The sequence below is a fragment of the Microbacterium sp. NPDC055903 genome, assembly GCF_053615555.1.
In genome coordinates this window covers 1,365,658-1,386,075 of the sequence record NZ_JBSHCA010000001.1, presented here as the reverse complement: position 1 = coordinate 1,386,075, position 20,418 = coordinate 1,365,658, and the positions used below count along the sequence as shown (strand labels likewise).

The window sequence follows — 20,418 nt, the reverse complement described above, 5'->3', positions numbered from 1 at the left end:
GTGCGCGGAGGCTCGTCGCATCACGTCGGAATCACGACCGTTCAGCGACAGCGAGCGCCGAGCGAAGTCGCGAAAATGGCTCTCGGCCAGGCGCCAGGGCTCAGCGGCCCGCGCGTTCACCGCTCAGAAGGGATGCCTCCTGCGCCCCTCGTCCCCAGCGGAACGCCGAAACCGTCGGGTCGCCGGCGATCCAGAACCGCCACGGGAACGCAGCCGTTCCGGCGACACCCGCGACGCCCACGCGCGGCCCGGACACGACGTCGACGAGCGGATCGCCCAGCCAGAGCTCGGCCACGGCATCCGCCTGCGCGCCGCCGCCCACGGCATCGATCCCGTCATGGATCGGATGCCGGAGCCCGGAGACCTGCCCGAACCGGCCGGGCCCGCGCGCGAGGTCACGGCCGGTCCGCCCTGAGCGCCGCATCGCGGCATCCGAGCCCTCGATCACCTCGCCCGCGCGCAGCAGGACTCCCCCGGCCGTGCCCTCCGGGCCGCAGACGACGTTGACGCAGGAGTGGATGCCGTGACTGAGGTAGACGTAGAGATGGCCCGGCTCGCCCCACATGGTGGCGTTGCGCGCCGTGCGTCCCATCCGCGCGTGCGATCCGTGGTCGGCGATCTCGCCCGTTCCGTGACCGTGGTACGCCTCGGTCTCGGTGATCCGAAGGGCGACGAACTCGCCGCCGACGGCCGTGCGCAGCACGCCACCCAGCAGCATCGGCGCGACGTCCACCGGCAGACCGGCCAGCTCGGTGCGGGTCGCGCGATGCAGCCGCTCGGTCATCAGTAGATCGGGCCGGACTCGCACCAGGAGATGTCGAACCCGGTCAGGGCGACCATCTCCTCCCCCGTCGCCATATCGATGAGGTGCGTGTGCATGGTCTGCGGCAGAGGCGCGAGCAGGTCGTCGTAGGGGTTGTTCGTCAGGTCCGGCGCGACGACGACCGCCGCGTACTGACCGCTCGGAGAGGCGCAGGTCTGCAGGATCGAGTCCGTGCTCGCCACTTCGACCAGCGGCTCCGCGACGCCGTCGTCGGTCACTCGGATCACCGCCTGGCCGGTCGGCAGCCCGTTCTCGTCGCGGGCGACGACGTGCCTGAGGGTTCCACCGGGGTACGGCGTGATGGTGGTGGCGACACCGTAATCGGGTTCGGATGCCGCGAGCGGCGTCTCCGAGCCGTCGGCGAGGTTCAGTTCGACCACGCTGCCGTCTGTCCGCTCGATGATCGCGGTGTAGGTGCCACGGCTGACGCCCTGGATGGTCATGGCGTTGCCGAGCGCCTGCACGCCGGCATCCCCGGACAGATCCTGCAGGGCGAGCGCACCCGCGAAGTCGATGAACAGGACGGCCGCGGAGTCCGGCACGAAGTGCCACTCGGCGACGCTCGCCTCTTCGCCGGCGACCTCGATGATGGTCGGCTCGCCCGTGCCGTCCAGGCGCTGCGTCACGAGCACGCTCGCCCGACCGCTCGTCTCGCTGAGCTCGCGGTCGGAGTAGCTGTACCCCACGAGTCCGCCGCGATCAGAGACCTGGACGCCGGTGACGTAGCCGTCTCCGGGGAGCGCCAGCTCGCGCTCATCGCTGCCGTCGCGGTTCATCACGATCACCTGCGAGCCCTCGCCCTCCTCGATCGCCGCGACGAGCTGCGTCGAGGTCGCGCGGAAGTCGTCGATCCGCTCGTGCGAGTAGATCAGCGTCGGCTGCTCGCCGGAGAGATCGGTGCGGAAGATCTTGTCGTCGCCGTCGGCGTCGCGGGTGAGGAGGAAGACCTCGGATGCCGGAGTCGAGAACGTCGTCGTGAGGTCGGCGACGGGGCCCCCACCGGATCCCGTCACCCCCGCGACGGACACGGTGTACTCGGTGTCGTCGTCGAGCGGCACGGTGAAGCGGATGCCGATGCTCCGGCCCGCCGCATCGACCGTGAACGGGACCTCGGGGGTGACCGTGACCTGAGACGCGTCGAACTCCGCCAGCGGCTCGTTCGTCGTGAGGATCACACGGCTGCCGGAGAGCTCAATGGCCTGCTGGGGATCCACCTGGACGCTGCTCAGGCGTGGCCCCTGGAACGCGCTGATACCGGCCAGCACTCCGCCGACGACCGCGAGGATGCCGAGGACGGCGACGAGGACGAGGCCGAAGCGGCGTTCCGGGCGGGCCGCTTCGACGGGCTCAGCGAGCACTTCCGTTCCCCGAGCCTGCTCTTCCGTTCCCCGAGCCTGCTCTTCCGTTCCCTGAGCCTGTCGAAGGGAACCGACCTCGGCGTGCGCTTCGACAGGCTCAGCGAGCTCGGGCGAAACAGGCTCAGCGGGCTCGGGGGAAGGCGCTTCGACAGGCTCGGCAAGCGGCACGGAAGGCGCTTCGACAGGCTCAGCGAGCTCAGCAGAACGCGCTTCGACAGCCGCAGCCGCCTGCGCCTCGCGCAGCGCGCGCATCTCCGCGCGCGTGCGCGGCGCCGAGGGATCAGTACTCATAGGGATCCCCCGGCTCGTCGATCGCGACGATGTCGGCGGGCTCGACGCGCAGCGTGCCGTCGTCCTCCGCACGGACAGTGCCGGTGACCTCGACCCACTGTCCGACCCCGTACTCCGCGGCATCCGCGACGATCGGCACGGATGCCGGCTGGGCGTCGATCACGCAGTGCGTGATGACCATGCGGGTCAGATCCAGACTGCCGTCGGCGCTGGGGGTCACGAATCCCGTCAACGTGACCGTCGAGCCGTCGTAGCTCTCGGGCCTCGTCGCCGTGGTGAACACGCTCGCCCAGTCGCCGACGCCGAAGGTCGAGGTGTCGGCGACGCCGAGGGCGATCGAGTCCGCCCCCGCGAAGAGCGTCGTCGTGGTGTCGGCGCGCTCCATCGCCAGCTCCACCGAGAGGGATGCCGGCGGCAGCACGAGCGCAGCCGCGACGACCCCCGAGGCGACGACACCCGCCGTGACCGTGCCGACCGTGGCCAGCGATCGCCGGCTCGTGGAAGCATCCGAATCGCCGTGATCGTGGTCGTGGTCGAGTTCCTCGCCCAGCGGCAGGGTGAACGCCCACACCGCGCCGGCGAGCACGACGACCGCCCCCGCGCTGGCGAACCACACCGACTCCGGCGCGATGTACAGGGTGAGCCGGCCCGTGACGGCGAGACCGAGGACGACCACGGAGATGACCGAGGCGAGGCCCAGCCCCAGCCAGCGCGAGGCGATGGCGCGTGCGCGTTCAGACAAGGACGTTCACCCCGATCCCGATGACGAAGGCGCTCAGCAGGACGATCCCTACCACCCCGGCGAGCACGCGCGCCGTGAACGTCGTGCGCAGCAGAGCGAGCATCTTGAGGTCGACGAGCGGCCCGACCAGCAGGAAGGCGATCAGAGCCCCGGACGAGAAGGTCGAGGCGAACGACAGCGCGAGGAAGGCGTCGACGTTGGAGCAGATCGCGACGGTGATCGCCAGCGCCATCATCGCGAGGATCGACAGCACCGGGTTGGACCCGATCGCGAGGAGCACGTCCCGCGGGATGAGCACCTGCACGGCTCCGGCGAGCGCCGACCCGATGACGAGCGCCGGCATGACGGCCCGCAGCTCGATGAGGAACTGGGTGAGACTGCGCCGGGTGGGCGTGCCGTGCTCGTGGGTGACCCGCTCGCACGTCGCGACGAAGCGCTCGGTGAGCAGAGCATCCGGCGAAGGGTGACGGCTGTAGATCCAGCCGATGAGGTTCGCGATGAGGTAGCCGCCGACGAGACGGGCGACGAGGATGCCGCCGTCCCAGCCGAACGCGGCGTGGGTGGTGAGGATGACGATCGGATTCACGATCGGCGCAGCCATGAGGAACGTCATCGCCTCGGCGGGCGCGAGCCCGCGCATCATCAGACCGCGGGCGAACGGAACGTTGCCGCACTCGCACACCGGGATGAGCATCCCCAACAGCGACAGGACGGCTCGCCTGGCCCACGCCCGCCTGGGCAGCCAGCGCTGGATCGCATCCGCCGGCAGCCACACCTGGACGACGATCGAGAGCACCACGCCGAGCACGACGAACGGGAGCGCCTCGAAGAGGACGCTCAGCGCGAGCGTCAGTCCGTCCTGAGCGCGGGAGGGCAGGGCATCCGAGAACAGGTCAGGGAGGAACACGTCGATGAGGACGAGCGCCGCGACGACGGCGACCCCGATGCCCACGCCGATCCAGGGCGAGCGGCGGGTCGTCGTCGGGCGCACGCCGCGCGCGGTCGCCGTGCTCACGCCGTCTCCTGCGCCTGCTTCTTCTTGGCGCAGGGCGTGCACAGACCGAAGATGTCGACGACGTGCGCAGCATCCGAGAAGCCGTGCAGCGCCGCGGTGCGGTGCGCCCACGCCTCGACGTCGGTCGCCTCGATCTCCACGGTCAGCCCGCAGGAACGGCAGATCAGATGATGATGGTGGCCCTGCGTCGAGCAAGCGCGGTACAGCGCCTCGCCCTCCGGGCTCTGCAGAGAGTCGGCGTCGCCGGAGGCGGCGAGCCCGGCCAGCGCGCGGTACACGGTGGCGAGCCCGATGCCGGTGTTCTCGTCCCGCAGGGTCGCGTGCAGGGACTGGGCGCTCACGAAACCGCGCGCGTCGGAGAGCGCGTCGCGCACGCGCTCTCGTTGCCAGGTGTTCCGCTGAGCCATACCTGGGATTCTAGGCCGCGGCGCTTGCCGCGGGCTGGGAGCGTCGACGGACGCTGCCGCGCCTGCGCTGAATGAGCCAGCACACCACGTAGATGAGGAACGAGATCGTCGTGATGTACGGGCTCACCGGCAGGGTCCCTGCGAGGGCCAGGAGAATGCCGCCGACCGCCGAGGTGAAGCCGAACAGCGCCGCGAGCAGCGGCACGGTGACGGGCCCCGCGGCGACGCGCATCGCGGCGGCGGCCGGTGTCACGAGCAGCGCCATCACGAGCAGGGCGCCGATGATGTGCACGCTGACGGCGACGATGAGGCCGAGGAGCACCATGAAGATCAGGCTCACCGTCCGCGTCGGGATGCCGCGAGCTGCAGCAGCCACAGGATCGAGAGAGTCGAAGCGCAGCGGATTCCACATCACGAGGAGCCCGAGCAGGACGACCAGGCTGATCCCGATCAACCAGCCGAGATCGGGGCTGGACACCGACACGATCTGCCCGGTGAGCAGGCTGAAGCGATTCGCGCTGCGCCCCTCGTAGAGCGAGAGGAAGAGGATGCCGAGACCGAGGCCGAAGGGCATCAGCACACCGACGATCGAGTTGCGGTCGCGGGCCTTCGCGCCGAGGATGCCGATGAGGATCGCCGCCACGAGCGCACCGCCCAACGACCCGACCACGACGCTGCCGCCGAACAGCAGAGCGGCGGCAGCACCGGCGAACGACAGCTCGCTCACCCCGTGCACGGCGAAGGCGAGGTCGCGCTGCATGACGAAGACGCCGATCATCCCGCCGACGATGCCGAGCACGGCGCCGGCGATGATCGAGTTCATCAGCAGCTCGACGAGCGCGCCGTAGTCCTGGAAGGAGAAGACGTCGCTCCAGTCGACCATCGGGGCGATCATTCGTGCTCCTCGTGGTGCGGCTCGGCATCCGGGATCCCGACGACGACGAGCCGGTCGCCCGCACGGAGCACGAAGACGGGGGTTCCGTACAGCTCCGTGAGCACCCGGCTCTGCAGCACCTCGTCGGGGGTGCCGAGCACGAAGCGGCCCCCGGCGATGTACAGGATGCGGTCGACACGGCCGAGGATCGGGTTGACGTCGTGCGTGACGAACAGCACCGCGGCGTCGCGGTCGCGGCGCTGCCGGTCGATGATGTCGGTGACGGCGACCTGGTTCGCGAGGTCCAGGTTCGACAGCGGCTCGTCGCACAGCAGCACCGTGGGGTGATCGGCGAGCGCCTGTCCGACCCGCAGTCGCTGCTGCTCGCCGCCGGAGAGCAGGCCGACGCGGCGATCGGCGAAGTGCGACGCACCGACGTCCTCGAGGAGCTGGTCGACGCGTTCGCGATCGCCGCGGCGCGGGATCGGGAAGCCGAATCGGGTGCCGTTCACGCCGAGGCCGACGACGTCACGGGCGCGCATGCTCGTGTCCGGCGGAAGCGGCCGCTGCTGCGGGATGTACCCGATCCGCGGGTTGCCGCGCCGGACGGGTTCGCCGTCGACGACGATCGACCCATCGGAGAGGTCCTGGAGACCGAGGATCGCGCGCAGCAGTGTCGTCTTGCCCGATCCGGAGGGACCGAGCACCGCGATGAACTCGCCGGGCTGGACGTCCAGATCGAGGCCGGACCACAGTTCGCGGTCGGCACGACGGATCGCTGCTCCCCTGATCGTCAGGACGGGGGCCGCGTCCGAGGGCGCTTCTGCGCCCGCGCTCACGACTGGAGCGCGTCGGCGAGGTTCTGGATCGCGTCGGCCATCCACTCAGAGTACGACGATCCGTCCTCGAGCAGTTCCGTGAACGCGACGACGGGCACGCCGGCGGCCTCTGCGGTCTCCTCCACGCGCTGCGTCTCGGCTCCGCCGGTCTGGGCGTTGGTGAGCACGGCGGATGCTTCGCCGCTCTCGACGACCTCGATCGCTGCGAGCAGAGTCGCCGGGGCGACATCCTCGCCCTCCTCGACGGCCTCGGAGAACCCTTCGGGGGTGACGTCGGTGAGACCGGCGGCCTCGGCGAGGTAGCCGGGCAGCGGCTCGGTGATGAACACCCCGGTGCCGGAATGCTCGGTCGCGAGGTCGGCGAGCTGGGTCTCGAAGCCTTCGAGCTCCGCGACGATCTCGGCCGCGTTCGCGGTGAACTCCTCGGCGCCCTCGGGGTCGAGCTCGCCCAGGTCGGCCGCGATGTCCTCGATCACGTGGATCATCGTGTGCGGATCGAACCAGACGTGCTCGTTGAACCCCTCGATGTGGTCGTGGCCCTCGTGGTCGCCGGACTCCTCCTCGGCGTGGTCGTGCTCCTCCTCGGCGTGCTCTTCGGCCGCGTGGTCGTGATCCTCGGCATCCGCCTCGTCATCGTGCCCGTCGTTGCCCGGGTAGTCGTGGGAGAACTCGACGGCGGTGATGACCTCGGCGTCCGAGCCCTCGAGGAGCGCGTCCATGTAGGCGTCGTAACCGCCGCCGTTCTCGATGACGAGGTCGGCATCCTGGACGCTGAGCCGGTCGCGTGCCGTGGCCTCGTAGGAGTGCGGGTCCTGCGTGGCGGAGTCGATGATGCTCGTCACACTGACCCGGTCTCCCCCGATCTGCGCGGCGAGCGAGCCGTAGATGTTGGTCGTCGCGACGACGGCGACGCCGGTGCCGTCTCCGCTGGAGGAGCCCGTCTCGTCGGCCGTGGAACTCGTCGCGCACCCCGCGAGGGCGAGGGCGGACACGGAGACGAGCGCAAGGGCGAGGACGGGCTTCTTCATGCTTCGACTGTACGTCTAATGATAACCATTCTCAAATCGGGACCGGAAGCCTGCGGAGACCGGATGCCTGCGGTGCGGCGTGTCGTTCCGAGACACGCCGCACCACGGGAGAAGGTTCTGGGTTCTCCGCTCAGTCGACGAGCAGCGCCGGTTCCTCGAGGATGGCGGCAACGTCGGCGACGAAGCGGCTCATGCTGTCGCCGTCGATCACGCGGTGGTCGAAGGACCCGGCGACCGTGGTCACATAGCGCGGGCGCACCTCGCCGTCGACCACCCAGGGCTTCTGACTGATGGTGCCCATCGCGACGATGCCCGCCTCGCCGGGGTTGATGATCGGCGTCCCGGCATCCATCCCGAAGACGCCGATGTTGGTGATCGTGATCGTCCCGCCCTGCTGATCCGCCGGCGGGGTCTTGCCCTCGCGTGCGGTGAGCGTCAGCCGGTTCAGCGCACGGGCCAGCTCCTTCATGCTGAGGTCCTGCGCGTCCTTGATGTTGGGCACGAGCAGACCGCGCGGCGTCGCCGCCGCGATGCCGAGGTTGACGTAGTGGCGCACCGAGATCTCTGCGCCGTTCTCGGTCTCGACCCAGGCGGCGTTCACCATCGGGTTGCGGCGCACCGCCCAGATCACGGCCCGCGCGACGATGAGCAGCGGGGAGACCTTGATGTCGGCGTAGTCCGGCGAGGTCTTCAGACGCTTGACCAGCTCCATCGTGCGGGTGGCGTCGACGTCCTTCCACACCGTGACGTGCGGCGCGGAGTACGCGCTCTGCACCATCGCGTTCGCGCTCGCCTTGCGCACGCCCTTGACCGGGATCGCCTCGCTGCCCGCCTCGTTCACACCGCCGGCCGAAGGGGCGATGCCGCGCGCGACGCCGATCGGCGCGGCCTGCGGCGCCGGCACGGTCTCTTCGCGCACCTGACCCCACTCGGGCGTCTCGATGTTGCGGAAGACGCTGGCCTGGGAGGCGTGCTGCACGACGTCCTCGCGGGTCACCTCGCCGTCTGCACCGCTCGGCGTGACCGAGGCGAGGTCGACGCCGAGGTCGCGCGCCAGCTTGCGGATCGGCGGCTTGGCGATCACGCCCACGGAGGAGCGCACCGGCCGCTCGGCGGCGCGCTTGCGCCGCGAGGTCGCACCGGATCCGCTGCCGTAGCCGACGAGCACAGAGCCGCCGCCCTCCCCGGCTGCCGGTGCCGCAGGTGCAGCCTCGGGCGCGGATGCCGGTGCGGCATCCGACACGAAGGTGACGATCGGGGTGCCCACCTCGACCGTTGCCCCCTCCGCGACGAGGATCTCGCCCACGGTGCCCGCGTTCGGCGAGGGCAGCTCGACGAGCGACTTGGCCGTCTCGATCTCGCAGATGACGTCGTTGATGGCCACCTGGTCGCCAGGGGCGACCTTCCAGCTCACGATCTCGGCCTCGGTCAGGCCTTCGCCGACGTCCGGCAGGTTGAAGTTCTGGGTGCTCATCGTGCGGTGCCCTTCGACAGGCTCAGGGAGCGGGTGGGTGGTTCAGGGAACGGGGTGGGTGCCGTCAGTAGGCGAGGGATCGGTCGACGGCCTCGAGGATGCGGTCGGCATCCGGCAGGTACACGCCCTCGAGCTTGGCCGGCGGGAAGGGCACGTCGAAGCCGGAGACCCGGAGCACGGGAGCCTCGAGCGCATAGAACGCCTGCTCCATGACGGTCGCGGCGATCTCGCTGCCGACACTGGCCTGTCCCTGCGCCTCCTGGGCGTAGACCATGCGTCCGGTCTTTCGCACCGAGTCGAGGATCGGCGCGTAGTCGATCGGCGAGAGCGAGCGCACGTCGACGACCTCGCAGCTGGTGCCCTCCGCCTCGGCGAGGGCTGCCGCCTGCAGCAGAGTGGTGACCATCGCGCCGTGACCGACGAGGGTCACATCCGTGCCCTGACGGACGACACGGGATGAGTGCAGGGGAGCGGCGGATTCAGCGAGCTCGACCTCGCCCTTGTGCCAGTAGCGGCTCTTGGGCTCCATGAAGATCACGGGGTCGTTCGAGCGGATCGCCTCCTGGATCATCCAGTACGCGTCGTTCGGGGTCGACGGGCTCACCACGCGCAGGCCAGGGGTGTGCGCGAAGTACGCCTCCGGGCTCTCCTGGTGATGCTCCACGGCGCCGATGTGCCCGCCGTAGGGGATGCGGATCACGATCGGCAGGCTCAGCGTGCCCTCGTGCCGGTTGGTGAGCTTGGCCAGCTGGGTGGTGATCTGGTCGAACGCCGGGAAGACGAAGCCGTCGAACTGGATCTCCACCACGGGACGGAATCCTGCCATCGCGAGCCCGATCGCCGTTCCGACGATCCCGGACTCCGCGAGCGGGGTGTCCAGCACGCGCTGCTCGCCGAAGTCGCGCTGCAGGTGCTCGGTGATGCGGAACACTCCCCCGAGCCTGCCGATGTCCTCACCCATGAGCAGGACCTTCTCGTCGGCCTCCATCGCGGCGCGCAGCCCCGCGTTCAGGGCCTTGCTGAACGGCATCGTCTGGATGCTCATGCCTGCTCCCCCTCGAAGGATGCCTCGTAGCGGGCCAGCCATTCCCGCTGCTGCTCCATGAGCGGATGCTGCTCGCTGTAGACGTGCTGGAACATGCTGTCCTTGCCGGGCACAGGAAGCTCGAGCGTGCGGACTCTGAGGTCCTCGGCCGCGTCAGCCGCCTCGGCATCCGCATCGGCGAAGAAGGACGCCGCTGCGCCCTTGCCCTCGAGGAAGGCACGCATCCGCAGGATCGGATCGCGCAGCGCCCACTCCTGCTCCTCCTCCGAGCCCCGGTACTTCGTCGGGTCGTCGCTCGTGGTGTGCGCTCCGAGCCGGTAGGTGACGGCCTCGATCGCGCGCGGCCCCCCACCCGCTCTGGCCTCCTCGAGAGCGAGGCGCGAGACGGCATAGCTGGCGAGGACGTCGTTGCCGTCGACGCGGACGCTCGGGATGCCGTAGCCGGCGCTGCGCTCGACGAGCGGCACGCGGGACTGCGTCGAGACCGGCACGGAGATCGCCCAGTGGTTGTTCTGCAGGAAGAAGACGGTCGGCGCCTGGTAGCTGGCCGCGAACACCATCGCCTCGTGTACGTCGCCCTGGCTGGACGCGCCGTCGCCGTAGTACACCACCACAGCCTCATCGCGCTCGGGGTCGCCCGTTCCGGTGCGTCCGTCGAAGACCAGACCCATGCCGAAGCCCGCTGCGTGCAGGGTCTGCGAACCGAGCACCAGTGTGTAGATGCGCGTATTGCCGTTCTTCGGATCCGTCGGGTCCCAGCCTCCGTGCGACAGCCCGCGCATCACCTTGATGATGTCGATGGGATCGACGCCGCGGATGCGCGTCACGACGTGCTCGCGGTACGAGGGGAAGATGGTGTCCTGCGGTCGCGCGGCTCGCGCGGAGCCGACCTGGGCGGCCTCCTGCCCCCGGCTCGGGGGCCACAGAGCCAGCTGGCCCTGGCGCTGCAGGTTCGTCGCCTGGTTGTCGATCGCGCGGATGACGACCATGTCGCGGTAGAACTGCTCGAGCTCGGCATCGCCGATCGCATCGATGAGCGGCAGGTACTGCTCGGCGGCGGCGCTCGGGGCGAAGCGGCCGTCGGCTTCCAGAACGCGGACGAGTTCGGTCTCTGACGAGGTCACCGTTCCACGCTATCCGAGGTTGTGCGGCTAGGGATGGAGACTCTGCACAACGGATTCGGAAACCCGTAGTACCAAGTCCTGCGATTCATGCTCTCCGACGGATATACGGATGCCGTCTCCGGAGAACGGCCGGACGATCACTCCGGCATCGACGAACGCCTGCGCGATCTCATCAGTCCGCTCCCCCGTCGGCAGCCAGACGAAGTTGCCCTGCGCATCTGGCACGTCCCAGCCCTGCGCCAGGAAGCCGTCGCGGAGGCGCGTGCGGCGTTCGACGATCTCGCGGACCCGCTCGCGCAGCTCGTCCTCGGCGTCGAGGCTCGCGATGGCCGCGCGCTCGGCGGCGGAGGTCACCGAGAGCGGGATGCCCGTGCTGCGTGCGGCATCCAGGACCCTGGGGTGCCCGATCGCGTAGCCGATGCGGAGGCCGGCCAGGCCGAAGGCCTTCGAGAAGGTCCGGAGCACGACGACGTTCGGATGCTTCTCGAACACGCGCTCAGCGAGACCGTCCACGGCGCCGTCCGCCGTGACGAACTCGGCATATGCCTCATCGAGAATGATCAGGATGTCGGAAGGCACCCGCTCCACGAAAGCGGCGAACTCCGCACTCGTGACGATGGGCCCTGTCGGGTTGTTGGGCGTGCAGACGATCACCGCGCGCGTGCGCTCGGTGACGGCATCCGCCATCGCGTCCAGGTCGTGTCCGGCATCGGCGCGCAGCGGCACCTGCACACCCGTCGCCCCCGCGATGAGGGGGATGCCGGGATACGCCTCGAAGGAGCGCCACGCGAAGACGACCTCGTCGCCGACGGACGCCGCCGCGAGCACGAGCTGATAGAGGATCGACACGGATCCCGCCGCGACATGAACGGCGTCCGGCGCGACACCGTAGCGCTCGCCCAGCCGTTCGCGCAGCGCAGCCGCCGTCGCATCCGGATAGCGATTGACCGGCACGGTCTGCTGCATGGCGGCAAGCACGGAAGACAGCGGATCAAAGGGGTTCTCGTTGCTGGAGAGCTTGAATGCCTCGGCGCCGGCCTGCTTCCCCTGCCGATACGGCGGCAGGGCGGCGATCTCGGGTCGGATGCGGGGAAGGTTCGAGGCGGTCACAGTGATGAGTCTAGAAGCCACGGGCCTCTCCCGCCCGGCATCCGGCACATCCCCTCCGGCGCGCATGCGAGAGTGGATGCCGTGAAGCGCAACGGGATCCGAGAGCTGGCCGGTTGGCTCGCCGCCGTGGCCATCGGCATCGCCGTCACCGCGCAGGTTTCATCCACGGCCCGCGGCGATCTGGTGCTGCGTGACGGAGACTCTCTCGTCGTCGCCCTGTTGTCCCGTTCCGTCACCGAGGGACACGGGGTCGACTGGTCGATGTCCTCCGTCCTCTTCCTCCCCGAGACGGCCGTCCTCACCCTCCTTCGTCTCGCGCTCCCACTGGGCATCGATGCCGCGCTCCTGGTGAACGCCGTGGTCAACGTCGTGGCGCTCTACGGTGCGCTGCGGCTGGCGGCGGGGCGCCGGATGGACGGACGAGCGCCGGTCGCCTGGTCGGTCATAGCCGTGGCCGTCTTCGCCGCGATCTGCACGACGGAGCTGTCCGGCTCACGCGACGCGCTGGAGCTCGCCTCGCTCCTGCTCACCACCACGTACTATTCCGCCACGGTGATCGCCACGGTCGCCGCGGTCGGGATCTCCCGTCGCGCCTTCGACCGAGAGGCCGCCTCCCGCGGGCTGAACATCTGTCTCGCGTCGGTGGCCGCCCTCTCGACGCTTACGAACCCGCTCTTCGCCGCATGGGCGACAGTGCCGCTGGGGCTCGTTCTCGCGATCGCAGCGCTCCGCACGACTGCGAGGCCTCGCGCGCTGACGCTGCTCGCCTGGCTCGCCGGGGGCACTGCCCTCGGGTTGCTGGGACGCATTCCGTTCTCGGCATGGATCGAGAACAGCGGTGCGGGCTATGCCCAGCCGCACCTCTGGCCGCAGTCGGCGGAGTACTACGTCGCGCTCATGCTCGAGCGGCTCTCCTCGCCGCTCGGTTGGCTCGGGGGCCTCGTCACCGTCGCGCTTCTCGTCCTCGCCGTGCGATCGACCGTCAGGGCGCGCTCACGCGGCGCTCGGCTCGTCGCGGCATCCGCTTGGATGCTGCCCCTCGTGGTCGTGATCGGCGCGATCGCGCTCGGCACGAACGCCGCGCGATATCTGCAGCCGGTGGTCTTCGCACCACTGCTCGCCCTCGTCGCGGCGTCACCCCGGCTGCGCCTCCCGTCGGTACGCACCGGCGGGATGCGGGTCGCCCTCGCCGCCGTGACCGTCGTCGTCGTGGCGGCCGCGGGGTGGAGCACCGTGCGACTGGTCGGGCAGACGCGCACGGCGGACGCCGACCTCGCCTGCACGACGGCATGGATCGATGCCTCGGGCCGGACCGGAGCCGGCCAGTTCTGGACGGTCCGACTGCCGAAGCTCCACCTCGCAGACCCCGCGCAGCTCGTGCAGGTCGATCATCAGCTGAACGGATACGCCTGGCTGGTCGACCGTCGCGACTTCGACGTGGCCGGCGTGAGCTTTCTGATCGAGGACTCCCAGACGCAGAACTGGGTGCTTCCGGCCGACGCCGTCCCGTCAGGGGTGATCGAATGCGGCCGTTACACGATCTACGACTTCTCCCCCGCGACCCTTCCCCTTGGCCTGCCGCACTCCTGAGCGGCCGCGTCAGCGCATCGCGGGGGCGGCCGTGGTCGAGCCGGCGCGGAACCGGCAGGTGAGCAGGAGGGACTCGGCCGCCTCGCCGCGGAGCATCCGCGTGATCTGCTCGCCGGCAGCCCTTCCCTTCTGACTGGCCGGCTGCACGGATGTGGTGAGGATGTGCCTGCCGATCCCGTCGACGGTGACGCCGTCGAAGCCCGACACGCTGAGATCCTGCGGAACACGGAGCCCGCGCTCCTCGGCGGCGCGGATGACGCCCGCGGCGAGCAGATCGCTCTGCGCGAGCACCGCAGTCGGTCGTGTCTCCGGGTCGGCGAGCAGCGAACGCCCGGCGATGAGGCCTTCGTCGATGGAGCTGCCCGCCGCCGACACCGCAGGGGCGTCTGGGAAGACGGCACGCACACCGGCGAGCCGCTCGAGGGTGACGTCGACGGTCGCCCCTGCCAGGCGCTCGGGCGTCACCGGCCCGCGCTCGCGCGAGCTGTCGAGCGGCAGCGTCAGCACGGCGACCTCCCGGTGGCCGAGGCCGTGCACGTGAGCGGCGACCTCCCTGGCGGCGTCCTCGCCGTTCAGCACGATCTGCGGGATGCCGTCACCGGCATCTCCTTCGAGGACGACGACGGGGATGCCGCGCCCCCGCACGATCTCGAGGGACGCCCTGGTTCGTCCAGAGCAGCCGATGAGGATCACGGCGTCGACCGGTGCGTTCGCGAGGTTGGCGGCATCGTCCGGTGCGTCCTCCCGCAGCAACAGAACGGCGGCGCCGAGCTCGGAGAGCCCGTCGGTGATGCCGTCCATCATGGCGATGGTCACGGGATCGAGGAACACGGTGCGAAGGGCACCGTCGAGCACGACGGCCACGATCCCGCTGCGGCCGGTGCGCAGCGATGCGGCGCGGGGATCCGGCCCCGCATAGCCGAGCGCTGCCGCTGCCGCGAGCACGCGTTGGCGGGTCGCGTCCGCGACCTTCGCCTTGCCGCTGAACACGACGGATGCCGTCGAGGTGGCGACGCCCGCCTCGCGGGCGACGTCTGCGATCGTGGCGCGGCGCGGAGCAGGGTCCATGCGACTCAGGATACGCGTTCGGTTTCGCCGCATCGAATCGATTCGATACAGTGGCGCCATGGACACCGGTCTCACCCGTTCGCAGTACGTGCGCTGGCGCACGGCGATCTTCGCGATCTTCCTCGTCAGCGGCGTCTCCATCGCGACCTGGGCGGCCAGGGTGCCGGACATCAAGATCTCGCTCGACATCGACAACGCCCAGATCGGCCTGCTGCTGCTCGGCATGGGAATCGCCTCGATCATCGGCATCTCGACGAGTCCCGCGGTCATGGCGCGCACGGGCGCGCGACGAGGGATGCTCATCCTGCTGCTCATGCTCTCGACCGGGCTGGCGCTGATCGGGCTGGGCACGACGGTGCTCGTCTCGTTCCCCGTCGTCATCATCGGTCTCGTGCTCTTCGGGTTCGGCAACGGATGCCTTGACGTGATGATGAACGTCGAGGCGACGGCCATCGAGCAGCAGGCGGGCAAGACGATCCTCCCGCTGTTCCACGCCTTCTTCAGCTTCGGGACGGTCATCGGAGCGGGAATCAGCTGGGTCGCCGCCGCGCTGCAGGTTGCCGTCGCCCCGCATGCGATCACGGTCGCCGCGCTCATCGTGGTCACCTCGCTCATCAGCATCGCGAACGTGCCGAATCGGGAGGCGACGCAGGATCCGCAGCCCCGCGACGAGAAGCCGCACTGGCGGGAGCGCATGCACACCGCGCTGTCCGCCTGGCGGGAGCCCCGCACCTACGTGCTGGGGATCGTCATGCTCGGCATGGCCTTCGCCGAAGGCGGTGCGAACGACTGGCTGGCGCTCGGCGTCAGCGAGGATCACGGTGCGGGGGCGAGCACGGGGGCGGCAGCGCTCACCGTGTTCTCCGTCGCGATGACCACGGTGCGGATCTTCGGCGGGCCGCTCGTCGATCGTTTCGGCCGCGTGCTCGTGCTCCGGGTGCTCGCCGTATCCGCGACCGCCGGCATCCTGATGTTCATCCTCGCCCCGAACATCCCGCTGGTCTTCCTCGGCGCGGTGCTGTGGGGCGTCGGTGCCTCGCTGGGCTTCCCCCTCGGGATGTCCGCCGCTGCGGACGACCCTGCGAAGGCAGCCGCCCGCGTGAGCGCCGCGGCCACGATCGGTTACGCCGCCTTCCTCTGCGGTCCGCCGATCCTCGGCCTGATCAGCGAGCACATCGGCCTGCTCAACACGCTGTTCATCCTCGTCGCACTCGTCGCCGCGTCCGGCTTCGCCTCCGGCGCGGCTCGTCCGCTGCGCGACGACGAGAAGACTCCTGCGGCCTGAGCAGGACGAGTGCTTCGCCGGCGGTCAGAGTCGCTCGAGGCGACGCGGTGGCCCCTCGAGGCGGGCGACAGCGACCTCCAGACGTGATCCTTGCGCCTTGACGGCGACCATCTCCGTCTTCAGCTCGGCCACATCGATCTTGAGCTTCCCGACGTCGACCTTCAATTCCGCGACATCAGTCTTGAGCTTCCCGACATCGACCTTCAGTTCCGCCACATCGGTCTTCAGCTTCCCGACATCGACCTTCAATTCCGCCACATCGGTCTTCAGCTCGGCCACATCGGTCTTGAGCTTCCCGACATCGGTCTTCAACCCCGCCACATCGACCTTCACCACCGCGAGGTCCCTCTTCACTCCCGAGAGCTCGATCTTCACCCCGGCGATCTCGCGCTCGACCCCGGCGAAGCGCTGATCGACCTGCGCGAACCGCTGGTCCACCTGCGCGAAACGCGCATCCATGCGGGTGATCATCCAGCCGAATCCCGCCGCCAGCGCGACGAGCAATGTCGCCACCCCGGCGATCATCGTCACGACCTCGACCGACACCGTCATCCCCCCATTCTTTCCCGGAATTCCGCGGTTGTCACGACCTTAGGCCCGGACTCCGACGTAGCGTGCACAGATATCCACAACAGGTGGATAACTCGCACTTTGCACTGTCTGTGCAGGGCGAGTCCGGGCGGCCGTTAGGCTCGACGGGTGCGTCTCGTCATCGCCCGCTGCTCGGTCGACTACACCGGCCGGCTCAATGCCCATCTGCCCCTCGCGACCCGTCTGCTCGTGCACAAGGGAGACGGCAGTCTGCTCGTGCACTCCGACGGCGGCAGCTACAAGCCGCTGAACTGGATGAGCCCGCCGTGCACCCTCACGACCGAGGAGCCGGGCGAGGAGGAGGCCGGTGCGGGCGTCATCGACGTCTGGCGCGTCGTGCACAAGAAGACCGGTGACGCGCTGCGCGTGCAGATCTACGAGATCATCCACGACTCCGCCCACGATCTCGGCATCGACCCCGGGCTGCAGAAGGACGGCGTCGAAGCCGACCTGCAGCGCCTGCTCGCCGAGCAGGTCGAGCTGATCGGCGAGGGCACCACCCTGGTCCGCCGGGAGTTCCCCACCGCGATCGGCCCGGTCGACCTCATGGTCAGGGATGCCTCCGGCGCCGCGATCGCCGTCGAGATCAAGCGCCGTGGAGACATCGACGGCGTCGAACAGCTCACGCGCTATCTCGAGCTGCTCGGCCGCGACCCGCACCTCGCCCCGATCACCGGCATCTTCGCCGCCCAGGAGATCAAGCCGCAGGCCCGCGTGCTCGCCGAGGATCGCGGCATCCGATGCCTGGTTCTGGACTACGAGGAGATGAAGGGCATCGAGTCCGGCGTCCCTCGCCTGTTCTGAGCCCTGCCGCCGCGGGCCATAGGCTGGGAAGCATGCCCGCCTCCCCTTACTCGTGCGTCCTCTGGGACGTCGACGGCACGATCGTCGACGCCTCCGTCGGGATCCTCCGTCGTCTGACGACGGCGCTCATCCACTTCGGCAAGCGCCCCCCGGTGCGCGAGGACCTCATCCACTGGATCGGCCCTCCGATGTTCCAGTCCTTCCAGGACCAGGCCGGGATGAGCCAGGAGGAGTCCGCCGAGGCGGTGCGCTTCTACCGCACCCTCGGCAAGGCGGACGGCTACACCGCGGATGCCAGGACCTACCCCGGCGTCGCAGAGCTCATCCACGAGGTGCACGCGGCAGGCATCCCTCAGGCGACGGCCAGCTCGAAGCCGGAGCTGCAGGTCGACGCCCTCGTCGACCACTTCGGGCTCCGCGACGCCTTCCTCGCCACCGTCGGCTCGACGCCGGACGAGGCGACCCTCGCGGCGAAGAGCGACATCATCGCCGAAGCGCTGCGCCGTCTTGCGGAGCGCGGCGCTGACGTCTCACGGCCTGTCATCATCGGCGATCGGCATCACGATGTCGACGGCGCGCGCGACAACGGCATCCCGGTGATCTTCGTCGAGTGGGGCTTCAGCGACCCCCGCGAGGGCGATGAGGCGACCTTCCGCGCGGCATCGGTCGACGAGCTTCGCACGCTCCTCCTCACGGCCTGAACGCCGAGCGCTTTCCGGCCGGAAAGCACAGAACTCCCCGCCGGATGCGCGCGATGCTGCGCGCTCCGGGCGGGGAGTCCCTGTGAAGATTCGCCTCAGATAGGGCGGATGTTCTCGGCCTGCAGGCCCTTGGGGCCCTGCGCCACATCGAACTCGACGCGCTGGTTCTCGTCGAGCGAGCGGTAGCCGGAGGACTGGATGGCGGAGTAGTGCGCGAACACGTCGGCGCCTCCGTCGTCAGGGGAGATGAAGCCGAAGCCCTTCTCCGAGTTGAACCACTTGACCGTGCCCTGGGTGCTCATTTACTGCCTGTTCTGCTGGAAAAGAAGCCGACGCAGGATGCACCGACGTTGCTAACGCTAGTGGAGAGCACCCCGAGCGGAACAGTCGAGTCGAGAAGGTAACCCAAATGTTGCACGCGCGTCATACGCCGCAACAGTGAAGTGGCCCTCACCGCGGGGGGAGCGATGAGGGCCAGAAGACGACCGGAGGGTGCGTCAGGAACAGCCTAACCCCTCCCGAGGATGTTTGTCCCCCATTTGGGGGACATTTTCGAGATTTCGTGGGAAGATGGGCGAAGAGAAAGGCGCGACGTGCAGTCCGAGGGGACTGGACCGCACGGAACGCCCCATCACATGCGCAGATCGTCCGGCTCTGGGGAGAACCGTCGCCTTCTGGGGTAAGACGAGGACGATGAAGGCCCCCTGCGCATGGCCTTCACCATAGGGGAGGATGAGTGGCCGAGTCCATGGGCCGAGACCCTGGACCCGGCCCGTGAAGGCGGCTCAGTGTCCCTCGGGACCGCAGGTTTCGGGAGGAGATGAGGCGCACAGCCCGGATGTCGCATCCGGCGCCCCATCTCCCCCGTCACCGCCGGCTCGCCCGCGTCGTAACCCGACGGGGCTCCTGGCGTCAACCCCGTCGCGCAATACTCCGCATCGCATCAGAGTCGTTCCCACGGATCGTCCGTACCGGACGGATCCTTGACGAAGGGAGCGAGAGCATGGGCATCGCAGACAAGGCGAAGCACGCCGCAGAAGACGCGGTCGGACACGTCAAAGAAGGCGTCGGAAAGGCGACCGGCAACGAGGACCTCGAGCGCGAGGGTCGTGTCGACCAGGCCAAAGCCGACGTGAAGAAGGCCGCGGACGACGTCAAGGACGCGTTCGAGAAGTGACGCGCTTCGGCATCGAGGAGGAGTTCGTCCTCCTCGACAGGGCATCGCTGGCGGCCGTCCCTCTGGGGGTGGCCGCCAGCGATGACGCCCGCGCCGATGCGCCGGCGGGTACCGTGACCACCGAGTTCCTCACCTGTCAGGTGGAGCACGCGACCACGCCGGTGCTCGCCCTCGAGGATGCCAGGGATGAGCTCACCGCCTTCCGCCGCTCGGTGACGCGCTTCGCCACGGAGCACGGCGCGGTCGCGGCAGGCACCGGAACGCCCTTCGGGGCGGGAGAGGCGACGACCGTCTCGCCGTCCGTCCGCTACGCGCGCATCGCCGACTGGCTCGGCGACATCACCGGAGGACATCAGGTGAACGGCCTGCACGTGCACGTGGAGATCACGGACGAGGAGGAGCGCATCCGAGCGCTGAACCGCATCCGGGGATGGCTCCCCGTGCTCCTCGCACTGACCGGCAACTCACCGTTCTGGCACGGCCGCGACACCGGATACCGGAGCTGGCGGAGCATCCTGCTGCGTCGCCTTCCGACCATGGGCTGCCCGCCGGTGTTCTCCGGGATGAGCCACTATCAGGACGTCCGCGATCGCCTCATCCGATTGGGCGCCGCCCCCGATGCCGCATCGCTGGGCTGGTCCGTGCGCGCCTCGGAGACGTATCCGACGGTGGAGGTGCGCGTCTTCGACGCCCAGCTCACCGTCGAGGATGCCGTGTTCGCCGCGGCGCTCACCCGCGGCGTCCTGCTCTCCGATCCCGATGTCGTGCCGCTGGATTCGGATGCCGTCGACGTCTCGCTGTGGATGGCGGCCCGCGAGGGGATGGCGGCGAACCTCATCGATCCGCAGACCGGATCCGTCTCGACCGCCGCCGACCTCGCCACCCGACTGGTCGAGACGGTGTCGGGAGTGCTGCAGGAGTGCGGCGACCTCGCCTTCGTCGAAGACGCGCTCTCGCGAACGCTGGCCGACGGAACGGGAGCCGAGCGTCAGCTGCGTGCGCTGGCCGCCGGCGGCGTAGAGGCACTTCGTGCGCTCTTCACCGCCGACGAGGTGGTCGCCGCCTGAGGTCG

The 20,418-nt window shown here is 69.4% G+C and carries 21 protein-coding genes; 6 read left to right on the top strand and 15 right to left on the bottom strand.

All coding sequences use genetic code 11. The annotated features are described in order from the left end of the window. Window positions 1-100: 100 nt before the first annotated feature. The 12 genes from ACWGJP_RS06380 to ACWGJP_RS06325 all read right to left on the bottom strand — a co-directional run bounded on the left by ACWGJP_RS06380 (window position 101) and on the right by ACWGJP_RS06325 (window position 12,130). Entirely contained in the window at window positions 101-784 is a 684-nt protein-coding gene (locus ACWGJP_RS06380; protein ID WP_452328911.1) for a DNA-3-methyladenine glycosylase, read from the bottom strand. Further along, window positions 784-2,181: a hypothetical protein gene (locus ACWGJP_RS06375; protein ID WP_452328910.1), complete on the bottom strand. Its 1,398-nt coding sequence runs from the start codon at window positions 2,179-2,181 to the stop codon at window positions 784-786. The genes ACWGJP_RS06380 and ACWGJP_RS06375 overlap by 1 nt, the downstream gene beginning before the upstream one ends. Before the next feature lie 280 nt (window positions 2,182-2,461). Further along, window positions 2,462-3,214: a TIGR03943 family putative permease subunit gene (locus ACWGJP_RS06370; RefSeq protein WP_452328909.1), complete on the bottom strand. Its 753-nt coding sequence runs from the start codon at window positions 3,212-3,214 to the stop codon at window positions 2,462-2,464. After that, complete coding sequence (locus tag ACWGJP_RS06365) at window positions 3,207-4,229, bottom strand: permease (RefSeq protein ID WP_452328908.1); 1,023 nt, start codon at window positions 4,227-4,229, stop codon at window positions 3,207-3,209. The genes ACWGJP_RS06370 and ACWGJP_RS06365 overlap by 8 nt, the downstream gene beginning before the upstream one ends. Further along, window positions 4,226-4,636: a Fur family transcriptional regulator gene (locus tag ACWGJP_RS06360; RefSeq protein ID WP_452328907.1), complete on the bottom strand. Its 411-nt coding sequence runs from the start codon at window positions 4,634-4,636 to the stop codon at window positions 4,226-4,228. The genes ACWGJP_RS06365 and ACWGJP_RS06360 overlap by 4 nt, the downstream gene beginning before the upstream one ends. 10 nt (window positions 4,637-4,646) lie before the next feature. Next, window positions 4,647-5,531 carry a metal ABC transporter permease gene (locus ACWGJP_RS06355; RefSeq protein WP_452328906.1) on the bottom strand — a complete coding sequence of 295 codons (885 nt, stop codon included), beginning with the start codon at window positions 5,529-5,531 and terminating at the stop codon, window positions 4,647-4,649. Next, window positions 5,528-6,349, bottom strand: a complete 822-nt coding sequence (locus tag ACWGJP_RS06350) for a metal ABC transporter ATP-binding protein (RefSeq protein WP_452328905.1) — start codon at window positions 6,347-6,349, stop codon at window positions 5,528-5,530. Before ACWGJP_RS06350 ends, ACWGJP_RS06355 begins: the two co-directional genes overlap by 4 nt. Continuing rightward, window positions 6,346-7,377, bottom strand: a complete 1,032-nt coding sequence (locus ACWGJP_RS06345) for a metal ABC transporter solute-binding protein, Zn/Mn family (RefSeq protein ID WP_452328904.1) — start codon at window positions 7,375-7,377, stop codon at window positions 6,346-6,348. The genes ACWGJP_RS06350 and ACWGJP_RS06345 overlap by 4 nt, the downstream gene beginning before the upstream one ends. A 130-nt stretch (window positions 7,378-7,507) precedes the next feature. After that, window positions 7,508-8,851 carry a dihydrolipoamide acetyltransferase family protein gene (locus ACWGJP_RS06340; RefSeq protein WP_452328903.1) on the bottom strand — a complete coding sequence of 448 codons (1,344 nt, stop codon included), beginning with the start codon at window positions 8,849-8,851 and terminating at the stop codon, window positions 7,508-7,510. Between the two features lie 64 nt (window positions 8,852-8,915). Then, a complete protein-coding gene (locus ACWGJP_RS06335) occupies window positions 8,916-9,896 on the bottom strand; it encodes an alpha-ketoacid dehydrogenase subunit beta (protein WP_452328902.1) in 981 nt (326 codons plus the stop codon). Next, entirely contained in the window at window positions 9,893-11,020 is a 1,128-nt protein-coding gene (locus ACWGJP_RS06330) for a thiamine pyrophosphate-dependent enzyme (protein WP_452328901.1), read from the bottom strand. The genes ACWGJP_RS06335 and ACWGJP_RS06330 overlap by 4 nt, the downstream gene beginning before the upstream one ends. Before the next feature lie 27 nt (window positions 11,021-11,047). After that, the gene (locus tag ACWGJP_RS06325) at window positions 11,048-12,130 is read right to left on the bottom strand and encodes a histidinol-phosphate transaminase (RefSeq protein ID WP_452328900.1); all 1,083 of its coding nucleotides are present in this window, start codon (window positions 12,128-12,130) and stop codon (window positions 11,048-11,050) included. An 81-nt stretch (window positions 12,131-12,211) separates the two neighbouring features. On the opposite strand from ACWGJP_RS06325, the gene ACWGJP_RS06320 reads away from it, so the two are divergent. Further along, window positions 12,212-13,720: a hypothetical protein gene (locus ACWGJP_RS06320; protein WP_452328899.1), complete on the top strand. Its 1,509-nt coding sequence runs from the start codon at window positions 12,212-12,214 to the stop codon at window positions 13,718-13,720. 9 nt (window positions 13,721-13,729) lie between these two features. Here ACWGJP_RS06320 and ACWGJP_RS06315 read toward each other — a convergent pair whose 3' ends face one another. Further along, window positions 13,730-14,788, bottom strand: coding sequence for a LacI family DNA-binding transcriptional regulator (locus tag ACWGJP_RS06315; RefSeq protein WP_452328898.1), 1,059 nt, complete (start codon window positions 14,786-14,788; stop codon window positions 13,730-13,732). A gap of 58 nt (window positions 14,789-14,846) precedes the next feature. Between ACWGJP_RS06315 and ACWGJP_RS06310 the strand changes: the two genes are divergently transcribed. Further along, window positions 14,847-16,073, top strand: coding sequence for an MFS transporter (locus ACWGJP_RS06310; protein WP_452328897.1), 1,227 nt, complete (start codon window positions 14,847-14,849; stop codon window positions 16,071-16,073). Between the two features lie 24 nt (window positions 16,074-16,097). Here the strand turns inward: ACWGJP_RS06310 and ACWGJP_RS06305 are convergent, their stop codons facing one another. Next, window positions 16,098-16,625, bottom strand: a complete 528-nt coding sequence (locus ACWGJP_RS06305) for a hypothetical protein (protein WP_452328896.1) — start codon at window positions 16,623-16,625, stop codon at window positions 16,098-16,100. 147 nt (window positions 16,626-16,772) lie between these two features. On the opposite strand from ACWGJP_RS06305, the gene nucS reads away from it, so the two are divergent. Next, entirely contained in the window at window positions 16,773-17,468 is a 696-nt protein-coding gene (gene nucS, locus ACWGJP_RS06300; RefSeq protein ID WP_452328895.1) for an endonuclease NucS, read from the top strand. Between the two features lie 32 nt (window positions 17,469-17,500). Continuing rightward, a complete protein-coding gene (locus ACWGJP_RS06295) occupies window positions 17,501-18,169 on the top strand; it encodes an HAD hydrolase-like protein (RefSeq protein ID WP_452328894.1) in 669 nt (222 codons plus the stop codon). Between the two features lie 95 nt (window positions 18,170-18,264). On the opposite strand, the gene ACWGJP_RS06290 is transcribed toward ACWGJP_RS06295, so the two are convergent. Continuing rightward, window positions 18,265-18,471 carry a cold-shock protein gene (locus ACWGJP_RS06290; RefSeq protein WP_311256060.1) on the bottom strand — a complete coding sequence of 69 codons (207 nt, stop codon included), beginning with the start codon at window positions 18,469-18,471 and terminating at the stop codon, window positions 18,265-18,267. 701 nt (window positions 18,472-19,172) lie between these two features. Between ACWGJP_RS06290 and ACWGJP_RS06285 the strand changes: the two genes are divergently transcribed. Next, window positions 19,173-19,346: a CsbD family protein gene (locus ACWGJP_RS06285; RefSeq protein ID WP_452328893.1), complete on the top strand. Its 174-nt coding sequence runs from the start codon at window positions 19,173-19,175 to the stop codon at window positions 19,344-19,346. After that, the gene (locus ACWGJP_RS06280) at window positions 19,343-20,413 is read left to right on the top strand and encodes a carboxylate-amine ligase (RefSeq protein ID WP_452328892.1); all 1,071 of its coding nucleotides are present in this window, start codon (window positions 19,343-19,345) and stop codon (window positions 20,411-20,413) included. Before ACWGJP_RS06285 ends, ACWGJP_RS06280 begins: the two co-directional genes overlap by 4 nt. The last annotated feature ends 5 nt before the right edge of the window (window positions 20,414-20,418 follow it).

Excerpts from the sequence above, each read along its gene's own strand:
- ACWGJP_RS06335 (WP_452328902.1), bottom strand. The coding sequence starts at position 9,896 with ATGAGCATCCAGACGATGCCGTTCAGCAAGGCCCTGAACGCGGGGCTG.
- ACWGJP_RS06305 (WP_452328896.1), bottom strand. The coding sequence starts at position 16,625 with ATGACGGTGTCGGTCGAGGTCGTGACGATGATCGCCGGGGTGGCGACA.
- ACWGJP_RS06380 (WP_452328911.1), bottom strand. The coding sequence starts at position 784 with ATGACCGAGCGGCTGCATCGCGCGACCCGCACCGAGCTGGCCGGTCTG.
- ACWGJP_RS06360 (WP_452328907.1), bottom strand. The coding sequence starts at position 4,636 with ATGGCTCAGCGGAACACCTGGCAACGAGAGCGCGTGCGCGACGCGCTC.
- ACWGJP_RS06310 (WP_452328897.1), top strand. The coding sequence starts at position 14,847 with ATGGACACCGGTCTCACCCGTTCGCAGTACGTGCGCTGGCGCACGGCG.
- ACWGJP_RS06355 (WP_452328906.1), bottom strand. The coding sequence starts at position 5,531 with ATGATCGCCCCGATGGTCGACTGGAGCGACGTCTTCTCCTTCCAGGAC.
- ACWGJP_RS06295 (WP_452328894.1), top strand. The coding sequence starts at position 17,501 with ATGCCCGCCTCCCCTTACTCGTGCGTCCTCTGGGACGTCGACGGCACG.
- ACWGJP_RS06285 (WP_452328893.1), top strand. The coding sequence starts at position 19,173 with ATGGGCATCGCAGACAAGGCGAAGCACGCCGCAGAAGACGCGGTCGGA.
- ACWGJP_RS06315 (WP_452328898.1), bottom strand. The coding sequence starts at position 14,788 with ATGGACCCTGCTCCGCGCCGCGCCACGATCGCAGACGTCGCCCGCGAG.
- ACWGJP_RS06340 (WP_452328903.1), bottom strand. The coding sequence starts at position 8,851 with ATGAGCACCCAGAACTTCAACCTGCCGGACGTCGGCGAAGGCCTGACC.
- ACWGJP_RS06290 (WP_311256060.1), bottom strand. The coding sequence starts at position 18,471 with ATGAGCACCCAGGGCACGGTCAAGTGGTTCAACTCGGAGAAGGGCTTC.
- ACWGJP_RS06345 (WP_452328904.1), bottom strand. The coding sequence starts at position 7,377 with ATGAAGAAGCCCGTCCTCGCCCTTGCGCTCGTCTCCGTGTCCGCCCTC.